The sequence below is a fragment of the Lutibacter aestuarii genome, from assembly GCF_042676885.1.
Lineage (GTDB): Bacteria > Bacteroidota > Bacteroidia > Flavobacteriales > Flavobacteriaceae > Lutibacter > Lutibacter aestuarii.
In genome coordinates, this window is record NZ_JBHTIC010000008.1 from 157595 (window position 1) to 179270 (window position 21676).

Annotated in this window: 17 protein-coding genes; all 17 read right to left on the reverse strand. The window is 31.2% G+C overall.

Annotated features, from left to right (window positions below; all coding sequences use genetic code 11):
* Positions 1-28 precede the first annotated feature (28 nt).
* The 17 genes from ACFQZW_RS08250 to ACFQZW_RS08330 all read right to left on the reverse strand — a co-directional run bounded on the left by ACFQZW_RS08250 (position 29) and on the right by ACFQZW_RS08330 (position 21672).
* Positions 29-814: a CPBP family intramembrane glutamic endopeptidase gene (locus ACFQZW_RS08250; RefSeq protein ID WP_386782284.1), complete on the reverse strand. Its 786-nt coding sequence runs from the start codon at positions 812-814 to the stop codon at positions 29-31.
* Positions 795-1172, reverse strand: a complete 378-nt coding sequence (locus tag ACFQZW_RS08255) for a cupin domain-containing protein (protein WP_386782287.1) — start codon at positions 1170-1172, stop codon at positions 795-797. Before ACFQZW_RS08255 ends, ACFQZW_RS08250 begins: the two co-directional genes overlap by 20 nt.
* Positions 1173-1182: 10 nt before the next feature.
* Complete coding sequence (locus ACFQZW_RS08260) at positions 1183-2661, reverse strand: serine hydrolase (protein ID WP_386782288.1); 1479 nt, start codon at positions 2659-2661, stop codon at positions 1183-1185.
* 1 nt (position 2662) lies between these two features.
* A complete protein-coding gene (locus ACFQZW_RS08265; protein ID WP_298262368.1) occupies positions 2663-2818 on the reverse strand; it encodes a hypothetical protein in 156 nt (51 codons plus the stop codon).
* A 91-nt stretch (positions 2819-2909) separates the two neighbouring features.
* The gene (locus ACFQZW_RS08270; protein ID WP_298262369.1) at positions 2910-3431 is read right to left on the reverse strand and encodes a GNAT family N-acetyltransferase; all 522 of its coding nucleotides are present in this window, start codon (positions 3429-3431) and stop codon (positions 2910-2912) included.
* 45 nt (positions 3432-3476) lie between these two features.
* Entirely contained in the window at positions 3477-5435 is a 1959-nt protein-coding gene (locus ACFQZW_RS08275) for a serine hydrolase domain-containing protein (RefSeq protein ID WP_386782291.1), read from the reverse strand.
* Between the two features lie 80 nt (positions 5436-5515).
* Positions 5516-7318, reverse strand: a complete 1803-nt coding sequence (locus ACFQZW_RS08280; protein ID WP_298287435.1) for a tetratricopeptide repeat protein — start codon at positions 7316-7318, stop codon at positions 5516-5518.
* A gap of 76 nt (positions 7319-7394) precedes the next feature.
* Complete coding sequence (mnmE, locus tag ACFQZW_RS08285; protein WP_298287437.1) at positions 7395-8810, reverse strand: tRNA uridine-5-carboxymethylaminomethyl(34) synthesis GTPase MnmE; 1416 nt, start codon at positions 8808-8810, stop codon at positions 7395-7397.
* A gap of 62 nt (positions 8811-8872) precedes the next feature.
* Positions 8873-9316, reverse strand: coding sequence for a DUF4268 domain-containing protein (locus ACFQZW_RS08290; RefSeq protein ID WP_298262399.1), 444 nt, complete (start codon positions 9314-9316; stop codon positions 8873-8875).
* The gene (miaE, locus tag ACFQZW_RS08295; RefSeq protein ID WP_298262400.1) at positions 9316-9897 is read right to left on the reverse strand and encodes a tRNA-(ms[2]io[6]A)-hydroxylase; all 582 of its coding nucleotides are present in this window, start codon (positions 9895-9897) and stop codon (positions 9316-9318) included. Before miaE ends, ACFQZW_RS08290 begins: the two co-directional genes overlap by 1 nt.
* Positions 9897-10511: a hypothetical protein gene (locus ACFQZW_RS08300; RefSeq protein ID WP_386782295.1), complete on the reverse strand. Its 615-nt coding sequence runs from the start codon at positions 10509-10511 to the stop codon at positions 9897-9899. Before ACFQZW_RS08300 ends, miaE begins: the two co-directional genes overlap by 1 nt.
* A gap of 2 nt (positions 10512-10513) precedes the next feature.
* Positions 10514-12202 carry a DNA polymerase III subunit gamma/tau gene (gene dnaX, locus ACFQZW_RS08305; protein WP_298287443.1) on the reverse strand — a complete coding sequence of 563 codons (1689 nt, stop codon included), beginning with the start codon at positions 12200-12202 and terminating at the stop codon, positions 10514-10516.
* A gap of 89 nt (positions 12203-12291) precedes the next feature.
* Positions 12292-14082 carry an AMP-dependent synthetase/ligase gene (locus tag ACFQZW_RS08310; RefSeq protein ID WP_298262403.1) on the reverse strand — a complete coding sequence of 597 codons (1791 nt, stop codon included), beginning with the start codon at positions 14080-14082 and terminating at the stop codon, positions 12292-12294.
* 82 nt (positions 14083-14164) lie between these two features.
* On the reverse strand, positions 14165-15940 hold the full coding sequence (locus tag ACFQZW_RS08315; protein WP_386782297.1) for an AMP-dependent synthetase/ligase: 1776 nt from the start codon (positions 15938-15940) through the stop codon (positions 14165-14167).
* A gap of 84 nt (positions 15941-16024) precedes the next feature.
* On the reverse strand, positions 16025-17791 hold the full coding sequence (locus tag ACFQZW_RS08320) for a DUF4091 domain-containing protein (protein WP_386782299.1): 1767 nt from the start codon (positions 17789-17791) through the stop codon (positions 16025-16027).
* On the reverse strand, positions 17788-19365 hold the full coding sequence (locus ACFQZW_RS08325) for a sulfatase (protein WP_386782302.1): 1578 nt from the start codon (positions 19363-19365) through the stop codon (positions 17788-17790). Before ACFQZW_RS08325 ends, ACFQZW_RS08320 begins: the two co-directional genes overlap by 4 nt.
* A gap of 15 nt (positions 19366-19380) precedes the next feature.
* Entirely contained in the window at positions 19381-21672 is a 2292-nt protein-coding gene (locus ACFQZW_RS08330) for a family 20 glycosylhydrolase (protein WP_386782304.1), read from the reverse strand.
* Positions 21673-21676: the final 4 nt, after the last annotated feature.

Sequence of the window (21676 nt, forward strand, 5' to 3'; positions counted from 1 at the left end):
TTCGTGTTTTACAATCGGAACTAGGTTTCTATAAAAATGGTGAGCCTATTACGTGAAAAACTAAATCCCAAACAATATGCACAATTATTGCTGCTAATAAGCCACGTTTCCAATACACCCAACCAAAGAAAGACCCTGTAATAAGATTACCAATCATGGTAGCACTAATAGTAACAAAAGTGAAGTTTGAAAAGTTTTTTGATAATGGTAGATGAATTAAACCAAAAAATATTGCAGTTATAATTATTCCCAACCAAACTACTTTTGCTGATGGTCTATCTACTTTTCTAAAAAGTTGAATTATTGCTATTACAAGAGACATCAACCCTAAACGAAAAATAATTTCTTCTGTAATTCCTGCTGAAAAAGATACAATAGCATAATACAACTTAGAAGGCCTGTCCATGATAGTTGTTACTGGATAGTAATTTCTAACTAACTTATGAAATACAAGTATTATTAATGCTAAGATTACACTAAAGCCAATAGGGTACAGAAGTTTTTTAAACGAAAAAGAGTTTTTTGTGTTTTTTTCTTTTGAAAAAAAACTTTCTATTACTGGTGCTCCCAATTTAGCTTTTCTTGATAACCATAAGCCAACAAAAACTAAGATAATACCTAAAATAAGGCCATAAATCCCTGTTTGTATTACATCACTAAATATGGAATCTGATAGCTTTACATTTGCATCTCCTGCCTCAATTTTTAATCGTTTTAATTCTCTACTAAAGGGAATGTTTAGCAGTGTACCTATTATAAATAAGGCAACAATAACTACTGCTGTTTTAATGCGATTAAAGTTGATTTTTCTCATTTTTTTGTTCTTTGATTAATTTTGTAATCTCTGTTTTTACATTTCCTGTATGTAAGGTTGTTTTACTTTCAATCAATAGTATGACACATTCTTTTTTTGATGATACTTTATGGCATACGCCTTTGGAAACCACAAATAGATTTCCTCTTTGCATAGTAAAACTTGGTTGTTTCTCTAATTCCATAACTAATGAACCTTCTAAAATGTAAAATAACTCATCTTCTTTTTCGTGCATATGCCAAGGAACTTTATCGCCCTTAATTTTGGCAATTTTCACATATTCGTTATTTACCTCAGCTATTATTTTTGGTGAATAATAGGATTGCAATTTTTTAATTTGATCCTTTATGTTTATCATGTCAAATGTATTATTCGTCTTCTTTCAATAATTTGTTTAATGTTTTTTTGGAATCCTCACTGCCTAATTCAACTGCTTTTGTATAACACTTTACAGCCTTATCTTTTTGATTATATTTTAAGTAAGCCTCACCCAATGAATCCCATAAATTACCATCTTCAGGGAATAATTTCACATTAAGTTTAAACAATGCTAAAGCCCAACCAGGTTGTTTTTCTTTTTTCAAACGGCTATAGCCAAGTCGGTTTAGTATGGCATGGTCGTTAAATTCATCTTTAAGTTCTTTTTTTAAATATGCTGGTAGTTTTTCTGCATTTTTAGATGAATTGGTTTTCATAAATTCATGAATCAATTCATAAATGTTTTTTGAAATTGGGGTAGGGGTATAATTTGTATTAAAAACCATCTTACCAATTTCTCTGGCAACGTATTCTGATTCATTTCCTAAAAACGCATTTGTTATGTATATAACAACTACATCATCATCCACAAACCTCACAAAATCCGCAAAATATAATCCATTACTACCATTATGAGCAACGATTTTAGTTTCTTTATCACTTTTAGATATTGCCCAGCCATAACCATAATACGATGTCATTTTATCATTCTCGGCTACATATGGTGTTTCTTGGATTTCTCTAGTTTTTGATGTTAAAACGACATTGTTTTTTAAAGCAACATGCCATTTGTATAAATCTTCAATAGTAGAATGAATGTCGCCTTTACCTATACTATACCAATGGTTGTTATTGTAAGGCAGATGTTGTTGGGTTGTTCCCCAATCTGCCCATTTCTCATCAGTTCTATTATAGTAGTACCCATGTGCTAGCTTTTCGCTATTAAAGTTAAAGCTTTTATAACCTGTACTTTTTAAATGAGCAGGTTCAAATAGGTGTTCCTTTAGAAAAGCATTATAGGTTTGGCCTGAAACCAACTCTAATATAACAGTTAACATAATGTAGTTTGCATTTGCATATTGGTACTTTGTGCCAGGTTTAGAGTGTAATTCAGATTCAAAAAACTCTTTTAAAAATTGTTCTTTACTAGCTTCATCATATCTAAAACCACCTGTTCTATTAGAAATTCCTGATGTGTGCGTAAGTAATTGATGAATCGTTATATCGCTCTTATCAATAGGTGTTTGGGTAAAATATGAGCTTATTTTATCTGATGTTTTAATTTTCCCTTGTTCTACCAATTTTAAAATTGCAGATGCCGTAAATTGTTTAGTTACTGAACCAATATTAAAAACAGTTGCTGGTGAGTTGGGAATTTTATTTTTTCGATCTGCCCATCCGTATCCTTTAGACAAAATAACTTCTCCCTGTTTAGCAACTAAAACAACTCCAGAAAAGCCATTTGTTTCGCTTGCCTTTAAATAAGCGTCAATGTTATTAAAGAGCTTTTTATTCGTGTTTTGAGAAAAAACGCTGAAGGTTGAAAGCGTAATAAGTACAAAAAATAGTGTTTTAGTAAACGATTTCATTTTATGATTTTTTTTTACCACCATATTCTAACGCAGCACCTATGGCAATGCCTAGAACAAACCATAATTGCATATTTGAGGTTAAATAACCTATAATAATACCTAGTATAATTCCTATTCCTAATTTTACTCCTTTTTTACTTTTTTTAGTTTTCATTTTTTTTCATTTTTATTGATTGTATTAATTACTTTCAAAAATAGGATGAATGATTGGGTTTAAAGTTCTATTTTAAGAATCAGAACTAAGTTTAAGAATTAAATATCGTTGGGTGGTTATTAACAACAAATTGATTTAATTTTTCTTTGGATATAACTTCTGGATAAGACATTACCAATAAATCAATTTTACGATTATCAATGCTTGAAGGCACTTTGTAATTATGTAAGTTCAACTTGAAACCTAATCGTTCATAAAATTTGATTCGTCTTTTATTAAGTGGGCTATCAGGTAATTCAACTTCTAGTAAAGTAGGTTTAGAATTACTTTTTATAAACTCTTGTAAAATTTTGGCGCCATATCCTTTATTTCTAAGAAGCTTTGAAACAGCAAAGTGATCGATATATTGAAAATCTTTAAAATTCCACCACAAGATAAATCCAATAAAAACATCATCTTGTACAAAGAGATCAAATTTATAGCTATGGTTACCAAACAGTTTAGTTTGGGCCTTTAATGTCCTTCTTTCATAAATCGGAAAGGCTTCTTCATAAAGTTTCCAAGCTGAATAGAAATAAGTATTGTCAATGGTATTCAAACTAATTTGTCGCATAGGAAAACGTATTTTTCAGTTTTAGCAATTACACAAAACATAAGCTTAATTCAGCTTAACTGCCGTTTGTCCGTACAAGACAAATGAATTATAATTACTCGACTTTAAAAATTTGACATTGACTCCAGTGTTTGGATTGATGAAACTTATTTCTTCGTCTTTTATTGGAATGAGGTTATAGGTGTCACCATTTGGAAAGTACAATGAAAGTTGGTTTATTTCATCATTAAAACTTATAGAAAGATCAACCTGACTATTCCATTTGTATTTACCTATAAGCTGTTTTAAAAATGCTGTATCTAAATGATTTCGTTTAACAGATGTGCGTTTAAAGTGATTCCAATTGTATAATTGTGAAGCTGATAACAGCAATTCATTGCCAAGAGCGCCACCATTATCCGAATTGATTAAATACACCAATCCTTTTCCTGTATTAAGGTCTATGGTCATACCAGTTCGGTACCCAGCATTACCTCCATAGTGGGTGATTGCAAAACCTTTTTCTGATTTATCTACTATTAACCCATAAATATGTCCATCACGTTCTTGATTGAGTATCGATTGAATTTCTGACTTTGAAAAAATTGAGCTTTTACCTTGAAATCCTTTGTAAATTTCAATTAAAAATTTTGCCATATCAACTGCATTACTCCAAAGCCCAGCTGCTGCTTGTTCTGGGTGATTTCTCCAACCTCCATCTAAAACAACCCCATTTGACGTGTATCCTTTTGCTATTTTGCTTGAATCTGTTGGTTGCAATGGTTGCGTAAATTCGGAATTCTTCATATCAATGGGTTTAAGTATCCATTGGTTCATAATATTAGAAAACTCGTCATTAAAAATATCCTGAATTGCCACCTCTGCTAAAGTATATCCACCTCCTGAATACGCTAACATTTCATTAGGTACCGAGATTACTTCTATTTTTGGTGAATTAACGCCTTCACTACCTTTTAAAATAGCAATATCAGTTGGTATATCAAGGTTTTTAGCATAGCCTTGGTAACCTCCTGAAGTAATACCAGAAGTATGCGCAAATATATTTCGGAAGGTTACTGGGTTTTCAGCGGTTTGTTTGCCTTGTGGCAATTGGTAACGCTGCAAGTAGTTTTCAATATTCTCATCTAAATCTATTTTTCCTGCCGTATGCATACGTAAGGCTGCAAAAAAAGTTACTGGTTTAGATAAAGATGCCGCTTGAAAATTGCTATTATCGTTTAAATTTTGGCCTAAAAAACTTGGGTTTTGATAAGTATCAGTCCATTCTATTTTACCATCATTGATAACTGCAAGCGAGAGAGCAGGTATTTTATAGTCGGCCATTTTATTTGCTATGGTACTAAAGTTCTCAGGCTCTTCTAAAAACTTCACTTTTCCAATGATATGATTCCCTAACTGAACTTTGTTTTTTGATGGTTTATCAAAATACTCAATTAGCTCTTCGTTATAAACAAAATCATCTTGTTTTTGAGTTAGTTTAATGAAATTTTTAACTTTTGGTGCATACAGCCAAACTTCATCTACAACCGCATTATAGCCTCTGGAATTTGTGATGTTACCATTGTAGTGAATTGTGTATGCCATAAAGGTTCCTGCTTCTACTTTTTCTTCTTTGTAAGATAAAACTTCAGCTTTTAGTTGTTGTTTTCCTGTTGTACCATCTTGACTTGTCCAGTTTTCTTTATAAATCCACTTTTTACCTACTTTAAGAGGCCAATGGTACTTTGGTGTTTTACTTTTTTTAGGTTTTACAATATCTGTAACCGGAATGGTGTCTTTACCAATTGTTATTCGCAATTCACCATCAACATCTATGATTTCTCGTGTATCTGTTCCTTCAGACCTCGTCTCTCCTTTTGTGGTTACACCTTTATACTTCCACACCCATTTTTCTCCTGCTTTGTAATCAGATAAAATTGGTTGTGTCGTTACATTAGAATTTAGCTGACCTTTACAAGCGCTAAAAAGCACTAACGCAATAAATAATTTGATATATAGTTTCATTTCGAATAAATTGATTACATAATAACACAGCAAAAATAACTTTAAATAAGGGCTTAAAAGTTCTATTTTAAAAATCAGAACTAACTTGAAGTATTACTCTTTACAAAAGAATTTGGTGTAATACCTTCTATTTTTTTAAAGAAGGTGTTGAACACAGTTTTAGAATTAAAGCCACTATCATAAGCGACAGCCATTATAGTTAGATCTTTGTTTTCTTCTAAAAGAATACGTTCTTTAAACTCGTTAATCCTATAAGTATTGATATATTCAGAGAAGTTTTTATCGAAGCCTTGGTTTAGTAATTGAGATACATAATTGGTTGGCAGTTCTAAATAAGAGGCTAAATCTTTTAATGATAAATCTGGGTTTAAGTACAGTTTATAGTCTATCATAATCTGCTCAAGTTCTTTTGTGTACTTCTCTATTTCGTCTCTATTTAATAGTGTTTGTTTGTACTTTTTCTTTTGTTTATAGTTGACGTTATCAGGAATGGCTTTTAGCATGATGCTTTTAAAGCGTTTATTGTTTTTTATTGGTTTTATTATGGGTTCTGTATTCAGCAATAAGATTAAAGGTAAATGGTTCTCAAAAGCTTGCTCAATAAGATCTAATGCCTTATCGTAGTTATTCAATAGTACATTTACCAAAATTAAGAAGTTGAAAGCCTTATCTATATGGTTCGATTGTAAATAGGTTTCAAGTTCTACTACCTTTTCATTACATTTTTCAAGATCATTTATTTTTGCGTAACACATTGCCAAGCCACCTAATTGTGTTAAATCGGTTATTGGAACACCTTTTAGATCATCGTAATAATTAATAGCTTCTTGATGTTTCCCTGTGAGCAAAAAACATTCTCCTATGTATAATGGCGGAAAAGGTAAATCAGGATTTAATTCTAATGCCTTTTGTAAGTAGGGTATTGCTTCGTTGTACTTTTCTTGAAGGTACAGTAAAAATCCTTTGTAATGATGATTCATTGCAGAGAAAGGATCTAGCTGTAACGCTTTATCTATGTAATTTTGCGCTGAATCTAATTTCCCTTCAACGGTTAAATAGTTAGAAATGGTTAAGTAAATATCGTCTGCTGGTTGAATTTCAAGGGCTCTATTTGCGTGTTCATACGCTTTCTTTAAATCCCAATTTTGCCAAGATTCTACCCAAGATAAGTTTAATTGTACTCTTGATGAATTGGGATTAAGCTCTATAGCTTTGTCAAAAAAAGGTTGTGCTTTTTGAAAAGCCTCATAAGCTGGTAATAATCCAAGCGTTCCCATATAAATATAGCTCAGATTTATGTCTAAATAAGGATTTAAAAAATTAGGTGCTTTTTCTGTAATACCTTTTAAAATATCTATGCCTTTCAGTGAGTTAGCAATATCTAACTTCATAATGTAATACCTACCTTTCAAATATTCTTTGTAAATATCTACAGGAACATCAATAGGTTCTACTAGCTTATCTTCTATTTCAAGATGACCTATATGCTCTCTTAATTTTTCTGCAATAAACAAGCTTATCTCATCTTCAATCTCAAAAACATCTTGAGGGTTTCTATCAAAGGTTTCTGACCAGAAATGATAATCGTCTAAAGTATCAATCATTTGCACTGTGATGCGCATTTTATTTTTTGATGTTCTAACACTACCTTCAATAAAGGTAGCCACCTTTAATTTCTCCCTAATCTCTTCTGCTGTTACTTTTTTGTTTTTAAAATAAAATGAGGATGTACGGGAAGTAACTGAAAGGGCTTTAATTCTAGCTAGCGCATTAATAATTTCTTCTGTTAATCCATCACAGAAATACTCATTATCTAAGCTATTACTCATATTTTGAAATGGTAATACTGCAATAGATTTTTTGTTTATATTATTTAAAGCCATTACTAAATTATTTTACTAGTTAATTCTACAAAAACTATAATTTATCTTTAGCATCAAGAAGAAAAAAGAAAGTAAGTTACTTCCCAATACAAAAGTTAGCAAAGATGTTTCCTAAAAGGTCATCGGTAGTTACTTCTCCTGTGATTTCACCTAAATGAAATAATGCTTGTCGAATATCAATGGCAAATAAATCGGTGCTAATATTTGATTCTATTCCTTTTTGAACTTCTTTTATTGAACTATAAGCATTAGTAAGTGCTTCAAAATGACGTGAATTACTGACAATAGTTTCATTGTTGCTTAAAGCACCTTTATTGGCTAATTGAGTTAGGGTAGAGGTAAGTTCATAAATACCGGTTTTTTCTTTTGCTGATAAAAATAGGATGTCATTGTTTTTAAATACCTTTTTCACCTCATTTTTTAGGGTGTTATTTATAGTATCTGCCTTATTTGCAATAATTAAAATATGTTTATTAGGGTGTTTTTCTTTTAGCTTATTAACTTCACTAAAACTATTATTAATTAATGTTTTTTTGTGTTTAACCTTTTCTAAATCAAATAAATAGATAACCAATTGAGCTTGTTCAATTTTTTCAAAAGTTTTTTGAATTCCAATATTTTCAACAAAATCTTCGGTGTTTCTAATTCCTGCGGTATCTATAAATCTATAGGCAACACCATCAATCGTAATTTCATCTTCAATGGCATCTCTTGTGGTTCCTTCTATGTGGCTTACAATAGCTTTTTCTTCATTTAGTAACGCATTAAGTAAGGTTGATTTTCCCACATTGGGTTCTCCAACAATGGCAACTGGAATTCCATTTTTTAGTACATTCCCTAAAGCAAAAGAATCTATTAAACGCTTTAAAACCGCACTAATTTTATCAATTAAATTCTTGAACTCAGTTCTATCTGCAAATTCAACGTCTTCTTCAGAAAAATCTAATTCTAGTTCTATTAAACTTGCAAAATTGAGTAGTTGTTGGCGTAGGTTTTCAATTTCTGTACTAAATCCACCACGCATTTGCTGTAAGGCAACTTGGTGTGATGCTGCTGAATTGGATGAAATTAAATCGGCAACAGCTTCAGCCTGACTTAAATCCATTTTTCCATTTAAAAAAGCACGTAAGGTAAATTCTCCTGGATTGGCGTTTCGTACACCATTTTTTATAAAAAGCTGTAGTATTTCTTGCTGAATGTAAACAGAGCCATGGCAATTAATTTCTACCACATTTTCACCTGTATATGAGTTAGGATTTTTAAATACAGAAACCAATACTTCATCAATAATTCGGTTTTTATCTACAATATTACCCAAATGAATGGTATGTGTTTTAACTTGTGTTAAATCTTTTTGACCAAACTTAGATTTAAAATGGTTGTTTACAATTTCAATTGCATTTTTTCCTGACAGTCTTAAAACTGCAATAGCACCAACACCTGATGAAGTTGCTAAAGCTATAATAGTATCATTTGTAACAGCGTTATCCATAAATACAAAAATACAGTATTTTAAAATGTGTTAAAAATTATTTTAAATGCAATCTATATATTTTATTCGTAAATAGCTCTTTTTATAAAGTCTTCAAAATCTTCATAAAATTCTTCAAATTGATGCATGTTTTTATAAAAAAATTCATATGCAGCTTGCCAAGTATTTTTATTATGAATGTTAAAAATTTGATTATGAGCTACATAAATTCGATGTATTATTTTACCATTTTCTAATTGGTATTGTTTATCAAAAATAATAGATGGTAAATATTGTTCTTTTAATACACTTTTTAAATCTACGAGTTGTTCGTATAAAAGCTCATTTTTGATGGGGTCATAAGATTCAATATCTAAACACACTAAAGCTTGTTTTTTATCAGCTACAAATTTAAAACTAAACCCTTTAATTTTCGTATTGTATAACAGCCACTTTCTTGGAAACGATTTTCCAAAATTGGTCCAAAATTCTTTTCTTAATTGAGCAGCTTCTTCTTTACTAAACATTAACCGTGAATGGTTTCTTGGGTTCCTAAATTTTTCATTAATTCAGCCTCATATTCTAACAAATCATTCCATTTTTTATCAACTTCTTTACGAACTCCAAACTTACGTGCGAAATTTAAAAATAACGTATAATGATTGGCTTCTGAGGCCATTAAATCACGATAAAACTTCGCTAATTCTTGGTCTTCTATTCCTTCAGAAAGCAATCTAAATCGTTCGCAACTTCTAGCTTCAATTAACGCTGCGTACAATAATCTATGAACCAATTGTGTAGTTCTGCTTCCACCTTTTGGAAAGAATTTTAATAGGTTGTTTACATAACTGTCTTTCCTATCTTGCCCAAGCTTAATTCCTCTATTTAACAACTTTTCATGAACCATTTTAAAATGACTCATTTCTTCTTTTACTAAAGAAACCATTTCTGAAACTAATTCAGAGTATTCAGGAAAACTCATAATTAATGAATTGGCAGTTGAGGCGGCTTTTAATTCACAATGTGCATGGTCAATTAAAATTTCATCAATATTTTTTTCTGCGATATTAACCCATCTTGGGTCAGTTGGAAGTTTCAATCCTAACATTATGTATCAAATTTAAATTTAAGTTTTTCTAAGCTAGTTATAGTACCAACTAGTGTGATGATATTGCCTAATCTTAAGCGAGTATAACCGAGTGATACTGAGAGTTGACCTTTTCTTTTTACCGAGAGCACTAACACATCAGGTAAAAGTCGTAAATTTCTTAAGCGTATACCGTGGATGTCTTCATTTCTTATTTCAAGATCCATAGAATCTTGTCCATCATCCAGTATCGCAACTGCAACTTTATGAGTATATTCCATTTGCTTTATAAATGGAATATAACTTGCAATGGAATAAATGACTGTTGAACTCATAAAAAAAGTGATGAAAAGCTGACCAATAGTCATCCATTTGATATTTTTAACACGACTTCTTAATTCATTTAAAAAATTTAAGCGTTCTAAATAAGCTGGTATAATAAAATTTAAAAAAGAAGAACCAGTAATAATTCCTGTAATTATTAATCCAGTAATTAACGGAAATTTTATTTTTTGAAAAACTTTAGCAATTTGGTTTGCTGCAATGGCAACAATAAAAAAACCAATTAAAAATGTGATTAATAATTTTAAATCTAAATTATAATAATCTAAGTTAAGAAAGAAATTTATAAACATTATTATAGGTCTAGGTCAAAGGTTTTTTTGAGTAATTCTATTGCCTCATTTTTTTCTTTTAATTTTTGATATTTTTCTTGAGGTGTGTAGGCGTATTTTTTAGCTTCTTCTTCATTAACTTCAATAATAATATCAACTTTAAAGTTGTTCAGCTTTTCACGTAAATATTTCATTACATTAGGCTTATCTCTCTCAAATTGATCTTTCATTAATAAGTTTGGAAGCTTATAATGTATATTATTTCCTTTGCTTGATGGAATGCTAGCACTCATTATAGATGCTAAACTTTTTTTTCCTCTTTTAATTAAATTTTTTTTATAATTATCCCAAAATTTTACAAGACTTTGGTTGGTGAATGCATCAGTAGGTAAACCTTCAACCTCTTCAAATTCAACATCAAGTTTTGAAATTTCATTTTTACGATGAACACTATTTAATGATAGTGCAGAACGCCTACGATTATTGGTAATTAAAATAGGTTTAGGTTGTTCTTTTTTAGGGCTTTGTACAGCAATTTCTGTACTTGCTTTTTTAACTTCAGTTATATTTTTTGATGCCTTTTTAGGCTTAATAACCTTGTTTTTTTGAAAATGTAATGCGGCTATGATGTAGGGCTTGTCATTTTTTTTTTCTCCATCAAAAGTGATAGAGGCTAATTGCATTAAAGTAAGTTCAACCAATAACCGTTGATTTTTACTGCTTTTATATTTTAAGTCGCAATTATTGGCTACATCTATGGCTTGAAGTAAAAAACGTAAGTCTGCCTTTTCAGATTGACTTAGGTATTTTTTTTTAGCATTGTCTCCAACTTCTAACAAATCAATGGTAATTTTATCTTTAGCTACTAATAAATCTCTAAAATGAGAAGCTAAACCACTTATAAAATGATGCCCATCAAATCCTTTCGATAAAATATTGTTTAAATGAATCAATACTTTTGGAATATCATTTGCAAGAAGTAAATCGGTAGTTTTAAAATATTCATCGTAGTCTAAAACATTTAGATTTTCGGTTACAGCTTTTCTAGTTAATTGATTACCAGAAAAACTTACCACTCTATCAAAAATAGATAAGGCATCACGCATGGCTCCATCTGCCTTTTGTGCAATAATATGCAGGGCATCGTCTTCTGCAGTAATTTGTTCTTCTTTAGCTATTTTTTCTAAATATTTTTTAGCATCTAAAACTCCAATTCTTTTAAAATCAAATATTTGACAACGAGATAGAATGGTTGGAATTATTTTGTGTTTTTCAGTAGTAGCTAATATAAAAATAGCATGTTTTGGAGGTTCTTCAAGCGTTTTTAAGAAAGCATTAAATGCAGAAGCAGATAACATATGAACCTCATCAATAATATATACTTTGTATTTTCCAGTTTGAGGAGGAATTCTAACTTGATCGGTTAAATTTCTTATATCGTCTACAGAATTGTTAGATGCTGCATCTAATTCAAAAATATTAAAAGCAAAATCTTCATTTGTTTGTTCAGAAGTTTCTTGATTGATTTTTTTTGCTAATATTCTGGCACATGTTGTTTTACCTACACCTCTAGGTCCTGTAAATAATAACGCCTGTGCTAAATGATTATTTTTTATAGCGTTTTCAAGCGTGTTTGTAATGGCTTGTTGCCCAACGACTTCCTCAAAAGTTTGAGGTCTGTATTTTCGAGCTGATACTATAAAATGTTCCATTAATTTTAATATGAATTTATGCAAAAATAAAAAAACCTAAGTTGAATACCACCATATGATGTAGGTTTTTTAAACTTTTAATTGAATACTTATTCTCTTGGATTTTCAGAATAAATTTTATTATATAAATACAAATATTTTTTTATGATTTCATCGCGTTTAGGTTTCATAGTAGGAGTTAGCAAGCCATTATCAATTCCCCAAACATCAGGAGTTAATTCAAACTTCTTTATTTTCTCCCACTTTCCAAATCCTTTATTCCCCTTTTTAATTTCTTTTTCAATTCTTTCAATAATGTGAGGGTTTTCAATTAAGTCTTGGTTGCTACCTGAAATTGGTTCATGGTGAATTCTTGCCCATTCACGTAAAAATTCAAATGAGGGTTGGATAATTGCAGCGGGTAGTTTTTGTCCTTCTCCAATAACTAAAACCTGTTCAATGAAACGAGATTCTTTTATGGAATTTTCTAATAATGCCGGAACAATATACTTACCTCCAGAAGTTTTGAAAATTTCTTTTTTGCGACCAGTAATTTTTAGGAAACCATCTTGGTCAACTTCTCCTTTATCTCCAGTATGAAAATATTCACCCGTCATTACACTGGCTGTTTTTTCTTCATCTTTATAATACCCCATCATTACATTAGGGCCTTTAACTAAAATTTCACCATCGTCAGCAATTTTAACTTCAACATTGTCAATTGTTTTTCCAACAGTTCCAATTTTCATCATATGATCTTTTAGCATGTTTACAGAAATTACCGGAGATGTTTCGGTTAAGCCATACCCTTCCATAATTGGCATTCCAGCGGCAGAAAATACTTTTGCTAAACGAGGTTGAAGCGCAGCACTACCAGATACCATAGTTTCAATATTTCCTCCTAAGGCTTCTCTCCATTTGCTAAAGATTAATTTATCTGCAATTGCTAATTTTTTGTGGTACCACCAACCATTTTTGTTGTAAGGTTCCCATTTTAAGCCTAAGTCTACAGCCCAAAAAAACAAAGCTTTTTTAATACCTTTTAGTTCTGATCCTTTGTTTATAATACCGTCATAAACTTTTTCTAACAGGCGAGGCACTACAGTCATAAAGTTTGGCTTTACTTCTTTTAAGTTGTCGCCAATTTTATCGATAGCTTCCGCAAAATAAATAGAGCATCCAGAATATTGATATAAATACAATAACATTCTTTCAAAAATATGACAAACAGGTAAAAAGCTTAAGGCTTTAAAGTCTCCAATTTTTAATGGTAAACGTGGCATACTATCAAGTACGTTACTTACTATATTGCTATGCGAAAGCATAACTCCTTTTGGTCTTCCTGTAGTACCTGATGTATAAATAATTGTGGCTAAGTCTTCGGTTTTTACACTATCCATTATTTTTTGTACTTCAGGTTGTAAAGTTTCATCTTTACCTAATTCAATTATTTCTTCCCAGTTTTTACATTTATCAACGTGTTCAAATGAATAGATTTCTTTGAGTGTTGCCACTTTCTTTTTTACTTTTGAAACCTTTTTAAATAACTCTTCATCAGAAATAAAACAAAGTGTTACTTCAGCATGATTAAAAATATATTCAAAATCATCCTTTGTAATAGTTGGATAAATAGGAACTCCGATTGCTCCAATTTGTAAAATTCCAATATCTAAAATATTCCACTCTGTTCTATTGGTTGTTGAAGCTACCGCAATTTTATCACCAGGTTTTATCCCTAATTTTAAAAGACCTCTACTTACAGCATTGGCTTTATCAATATATTCTTTAGTTGAAGTTGCAGCCCATTCACCATTATATTTAGTGTTGAAAGCATTTTTAAGGTTGAATGTTTCTAATTGATATTGAGGAAAATCGAATATTCTGGTAACTTTTATTGACATGGTATAGTTTTGGTTAAGTGTAATATCGCAAATTATAAAAATAATATGAATTTACAAGTTTGGAATTTGGAATAGTTTAAAATTATTTTTTGTATATTTTGCCAAATAAATTTTTGTATTTTGATTTTATAGAGCGGCGTTTAATTTTCATAGTAGGGGTGAGTAACCCGTTTTCTACAGACCAAATTTCAGAAGTTAATTCAAAAGCTTTTATTTGTTCCCATTGCCCAAAAGTTTCATTTGCTTTATCAATTTCTTTTTGAATGCGTTTTTTTACTCTTTTTTTTGAGATGATTGCCTTAAAAGATCCGTCAGTTTTAATTTTCTTTCGTTTCACCCATTCAACTAAAAATTCAAAATGAGGTTGAATGATTGCTGCAGGCATTTTTTCATTTTCTCCAATAACCATAGCCTGTTCAATAAAACGAGATTCTTTAAGTTTCCCTTCTAAAACAGCAGGAGCAATGTATTTTCCACCAGAGGTTTTAAACATTTCTTTTTTTCTGTCTGTTATTTTTAAAAAACCTTCAGAATCCAATTCACCAATATCACCTGTATGCAAATAATTATCAATAATAGTTTGTTTTGTAAGTTGTTCATTTTTATAATATCCCATCATTACATTTGAGCCTTTTACTAAAATTTCTCCATCACTAGCAATTTTTATTGAAATGCCTTCTAGGGCTTTTCCCACCGTACCAATTTTAAATTTTCGATGTCTAAAATCATTGATGGAAATTCCGGGAGAAGTCTCTGTCATGCCATAACCTTCAAAAACTGGAATACCTGCTGCGGTAAAAATTTTAATGAGTATGGGTTGAAGTGGTGCGCTACCTGAAACTAAAAATTTGATATTTCCTCCCAATGCTGCTCTCCATTTGCTAAAAACAATTTTTTTAGCAATGTTAAGCTGAAAATGATACCACCAACCATTTTTATGGTAAGGTTCATAGTGTTTTCCTAAATCTAACGCCCAATAGAACATTAATTTTTTGAGACCTTTTAAATCGCTTCCCTTGTCTACAATTTTATCATAAATTTTTTCTAATAATCTTGGAACAACAGGGATAAAGTGGGGTTGTACTTCTTTTAAATTATCTCCTAATTTATCTACGGATTCTGCAAAATAAATTTCAAAACCCATATATTGGTAATAGTATAAAGCAAATCTTTCAAAAATATGGCAAACAGGTAAGTAGCTTAGTACTTTATAGTTACTAGGTTCTAAATCTAGCGCTTTAGCACTTACAATTGTATTTTCAACAATGTTTTGGTGTGATAGCATAACACCTTTTGGAATACCAGTAGTACCAGAGGTGTATATAATTGTTGCCAAATCTTTAGGTTGGACTTTAGCTTTTAAATCATCTACCTCATGTTGATTGCTAGTGGATTTTCCTAAATTTAAAAGGGATTTCCAACTTGGTACATCTGAAATTTCATCAAAAGAATAAATATTTTTTAATTGAGTATGTTCTTTTATTTGATCTACTTTTTTTGCCAATTCTTCATCTGATACAAAACACAATACAGCATCTGAATGGTTGATGATAAATTTATAATCTTTAGAAGATATTGTAGGGTATAAAGGAACGTTTACCGCACCAATTTGAAGCACAGCAATGTCTAAAATACTCCATTCAATTCTATTGTTTGAAGTTACAACAGCAATTTTATCATTAGGTTGTACACCTAATTTTAATAACGCTCTGCTTATAGTATTAGCTTGTTCTAAATAATTTTTAGTTGAACAGCTTACCCACTGTTCTCCAATTTTTGTATTGAAGCATTTAGCATTAGGATTGACATTTAGTTGCTGATAAGCAAAATCAAATAATCGAGATATTTCAGTAGGCATAGGTTAATTTTACAGAGATGCAAAATAGAAATAAAAAAGGATTTCACAAAAATGAAATCCTTAGTTATAATTTTAAATCGGTTTTTATAGTTTTGAAAGGCGTGTTAAGGTACTTTTTCCTTCTAGAATTAAATGATCGAGGTGAGGGGGTTTTGTAGTAATGTTAAATTTTTCAACCATTTTGTTTAATTCTTTTAATTCTTCAATTTTGTTATTTTCGCTTAGGTATTGTCTAAGAATTCTAATTTTTTCAGCATCTTCAATTCCTTCTCTTAAAGTTTCAAAGCGAATAGAACTACGTGCATCTGGATACACCAAATAGGTATCTCCTGCAGGCCAAGTTCTAAATCTTGAGTCTTGCAACGGATTTTCTACCCAACTGTTATAAGCCCATCTTAAAAACCCATCAAAACCTGCTGCTATAGAGTACCAGCCTATAAAAACTCCTTCTGAAGGATCGGAAAATGTAAATACATTTGGAAACTTGTCTGAACAACAAACATAATGTGTGCTTATATATCCATTTTGTTTACGAAGTTGTAAATCTTCTTCATCGATAGTTGCTCCAAAGGCAACTGACAAATCTTTTAACTGATTTGGATATAATTTGTAGCTTTTATGATTGTCTGCAAACGAAGCTCCAAATTCTGGTGCATAGGTGTTAAGTAAGTTAAACATGGCTTTCATTTCATCTGGTTTACGTTCATCCATAGCCATACGGGTAATAGTATTCCACCCTTTTGTTTTTAAATGTACTTTAAATTTAGTTAAAAAAGGAATCCATAATTGTTCATATTCTTTTGAGCCTGGAGGAGCTTTAACTTTTAGTTCTTGGTTGGTAGTTTCATCAAAATAATAAAACTCATTTCCCCAAGGAACCATAGAATAACAACTGATTTGATTTTTAATACCAAGGTTCATCATAAATTCAACCCAGTTATCAAAAATTGTAAAATCATATTCCCAAGTACCATCAACTTTCTTTTTCCATTTAATCATACTATCGAAAGGATCAAAAGTTTGTCCTCCCCAAGGACGTTTGTTGAGTGAAACTGTAATTACTTTTTGCCCTGCATCAGCCAGTTCCTTCATTAAAGGGGTAAGTAATTCCCAATGCTTTTTTGACCATGGCTCAACTTGGTGATAGCGAGCAACAGCATAGGGGTTTTGCCATAAATCTAAATGAAATTTCCATGCTGTTGGAGGAGGTAATGTTTTGGGTAGAACATTGAATGATAAAGTAAAAGATTGCGTTTTTTGACCTTCTATTAGTAGTTTTAATGTGCTTACATAAGTGCCTTGAGTTGCATTTTCAGGAATATTTATGGTAATCCAAAGGGGTCTTGTTTCAAATTGTTTAACAGCATAAGAACTAACGGTATCAAGCGCATCTGCAACAAGAGAAGCTTTAAAATCTTCAGGTTTTCTATAACCGCATCCTTGTGCAAATTCATCAGTAATTACATACTTAACAAAGCGAGATTGGGCAATGGATGAAGGTAGTTTTTCTCCAGTTTCCGATTTAAAATCTGAAATTTCAGCAACTACTTTTGTGATAGAATCTTTACTCCAAAGAGCTAATTGTAAAGAAGCACGTTCGCCTTTCCAAACATTTGTAGTCCAGTTTTTTTCAATTGGAATTTTGGGTAAATCACTTTTTACAAATCGTTTTGATATGGGTACTATAGAAGCATGCAAACCATTTTCAATAACATTCCAATTTTCAAGAGAGTTAGGGGCAGGGTCTAAAGGTTCTAGATACGTAGCACTTATTTGAAGTGGTTTCTTTTGTTGACATCCAATTATTATAACACTAACAATGATAAAGAAAAGTAAATTTAAATGTTTCATTTATTTAATTTTTGTAGAACAATTGTATTATCAGGCCAAGGCACTTTATTTCCTGTTTTAGTGTAGCTAGGCGTTTGTGCATTTACACTTCTTAAGTAATTTCCTAAGAGTTTAGCTAATTCTACTGTTTTACGGTTATTTTTATAGGCTAAATTGGTAGTTTCACCAATATCATTTTTAATATTAAAAAGCTCAAATTGTTGGTTTATATGATAATAAATTAGTTTCCAGTTGCCTTTTCTTACAGTACTGCTAGCTCCAATACCGGGTCCTGTTGGCCCCCAATTATTAGGGTAATGCCAAAATAAAGCTCTAGAGTTTGTATTTAAATTATTTCCTTTTAAAATAGGAGTAAAACTCTGACCATCAACTTTCTGTATGGTTTGATAATTTGAAATATGTGCCATCTCCAAAATAGTAGGGAAAAAGTCTTCTATAATTACGAAACTATTTGTGGTAGAATTTTCTTTGGTTACGCCAGGCCATTTTACAAGCATGGGTTCTCTAATTCCACCTTCGTGAACAGCTCCTTTTCCACTTGACAATGGTTTATTATGTGTATGCTTAGTACCACCTCTTGCAACGGCACTTAAGCCTCCATTATCAGACATAAATAAGATGATGGTATTATTGGCAATTCCTTTTTTATCTAAATAATCCATAAGATCACCTAAACTTTTATCCATTCCCTCTATTAATGAAGCATATTTAGCTTCAGTAGGATGTAAGCCTTGAGCTAGATATTTTGACTCATATCTTGGGTCTCCTTGTAGAGGGGTGTGTACGGCATAATGAGACATATATAAATAAAAAGGTTTTTTTTGGTTTACTGCTTTATCAACAGCATTTATAGCTTCAATGGTTAGTACTTCAGTTAAAAAAATATCTTTTCCGTGGTATTTTTCTAAACCTGGAACATCCCAAATTTTTTCTTTACTACGCTTATTTTTAAAGCTGTCTGTTCCATAATAACTTCCTGGTTGTCCAGCAGCGTGTCCTCCTATATTTATATCAAATCCTAGGGTTAAAGGATTGGCACTAGGAGTACCAATAGCTCCAAAATGAGCTTTTCCTACATGGATAGTTTTGTACCCTTTATTTTTTAATAATTGTGGCAAAGGTGTTATATGAACAGAACGTTCGATAGTGTCGGTTGGTTGTGCTCCATTTAAATTCCAAAGAGGCATTTGTAATTCTTTAGGAGGGGCCACCATAGAAACTCCTCGTTTGAATGTCCAATTAGTCACTCGATGTCTAGCGGCATTCATCCCTGAAATTAAACTCACCCTAGTTGGCGTACAAACGGGTGTGGCGTAGGCTTGAGTAAATTTCATTCCCTCACTAGCTAAGCGTTCCATATTGGGAGTGTGATACGTTTTGTTGAAATTGGTTTTTTCTTTCCAGAAAGGGACAGAGGTATCTTGCCATCCCATATCATCAACCATAAATAAAATAATATTGGGTTGAGTAGTTGCTGTTTTTTTAAACTTATTGAAGCTACTTTTACAAGCTATAAATATATTTGTAAATAGTAGTACGAGTATAAGATAAAAGTATTTAGAATAAATTTTCAAAATCACCAGTATTTTTTAATAGGCTATAACTGAGCCTTCTAATTTTTTTTGCGCTTGAGTTGGACTTTTGTACCAAACAGTTAATTCGTTACCACCACTAGCTTCGTGAAAATATATACTTATTGGATGCCATCCTTTTTTTAAGGCGATCATTCCATCCTTTAGTATGGCTGCGTGGTTGCCACCATTGTTTACTACTAACTTGTTGTGAAGGTAAAGTAAGCTACCATCATCTGATTTTGTAGAAAATTGATACAAACCATCTTCTTCAGCTTTAAAATAACCTTTAAAAACCATTGAAACATGGTCTTTAGTTTCATACCCGGTTAAATCAATTTTTTGTGTGGTTTTCCAAATTGGTTGAGTTGGTAATTTTACTTCTTCAACTACATTAAATTTATTTAAAGCAACCCATTGTTGGATACTTCCTATTTTAGGTTCAATTTTTAAAGGCTCTTTATAGGTTTGCTTTTCAATAACTGCAGTTTTAACTTCACTAGCGTTGTTTCCTCTGTAAGCAATTGTTTTTATAGTTGTATTTTTTGAAATAGTTAAAGGAGCTGTATATTTTAAAGAATTTTTAGTTGGTTGTGTACCATCTAAAGTATAATAAATATCCATACCACTTAATGGGGTAGTTAAGGTTATTTTAGCTTCATCTAAAAATGCAATTTTATCAGCTAAACCTTCTACAGTAGGAATGTAATATTGTATATCTAAAAAATCTAATCTTTGATAATGATTTAATAGTTTTTGTTGAAAATCATCATAGTTTTTATTGGACTTTGAGCTCCAGGCAGTTTCTGACAAAGCCAAAATTCTTGGAAAAGTTTGGTATTGCAATCTTTTAAAATTTGGAATTCTCTCGGACCATAAATTGGCTTGTACTCCTAGTACATGGGCTTCTTGCTCTTTGGTAAAATCTTCAGGAACAGGTTCGTAATTATAAACTTTGTCAATTGGAGTTGCTTCATTAGTAAAGTCGAAATAATATTCAAAATCAGGACAAATAATCATATTAGAACCATTATTTGCAGCTATGTATCTTGCTTTTGGAGCCCAGTTTCTCCACCACATTACTGTAGCATCTCTAGATAAGCCTCCATCTACAATTTCATCCCAACCTATTAATTTTTTTCCTTTTGAATGTAAAAATTGTTCTATATCCTTATTGAAAAAAGACTGTAGTTCATGTTCATTTTTTAGCTTATTTTTTTGGATGGCTCTTTGGCAGTTTGGACATTTTTTCCATGAGTCAATATTTACTTCATCACCACCAATGTGTATATATTTTGAAGGAAATAACGCTGCAACTTCACTTAAAATATCTTTGGCAAATTGATACGAGGTTTCTTTCCCTAAACAGGCAGGTATTGAAAAGTGATTGCCCCAACCAGCCTTGCCTGTACAAGATAAATAAGGATAATTATCGATAGCAGCTTTAAAATGACCAGGCATATCAATTTCAGGAATCACTTCTATATTTCTATCAGAAGCATAGCTAATAATTTCTTTGATTTGATTTTGAGTAAAAAAGCCTCCGTACATTTTTTGCCCATTTATTTCATGATAATGTTGTTCATCAATAGTAAATGAAGGGTTTGTTTTGGCCAATTCTTTACATTCTTTATCATGAGAACTTTCAATTCTCCAAGCGCCTTTTTGGGTTAATAATGGGTATTTTTTTATTTCAATTCTCCAGCCTTGGTCATCGGTTAAATGCATATGATAGGTATTCATTTTATACATTGCCATATAGTCTAAAAAAGTTTTTACATTTTCTAAACTAAAAAAATGACGACTGAAATCCATATGCATTCCTCTCCAAGAAAAACGAGGGCTGTCTTGGATAGTTACGCAAGGAACCAACCATTCTACATCCATAGGTTGTTTGCTTTCAATTTCAGCAGGAAGCAATTGTCTAAGCGTTTGTATTCCATAAAAATAACCTGCAGCATCATTAGCACTAATTACAATTTTGGAAGAAGAAATTTTTAAAATATAAGCTTCTGGTGCTAAATTTTCTACTTTTTTAAAAGTAATAGAAGCAGCTGAATTGGATTTTTTAACTGTAAAATTAAAGCCAGCCGCCTGTTTAAATAAATCGTTTAAATACGTAGCAGCCATTAGTTGATTATCCTCTTCAATTGAAATTTGAGTTGTGGAAGTGAATAAAAAAGATTCGTCTTCTAAAATTAGGTTTGTAGGCTCTGGTATAATTGAAATTTCAGAGTTTTGGAATGTTTTATTTTTTTGGGTACAACTAAAAATAGTTGAAATTAGGAGTAAAAAAAGTAGATTTTTCATAATT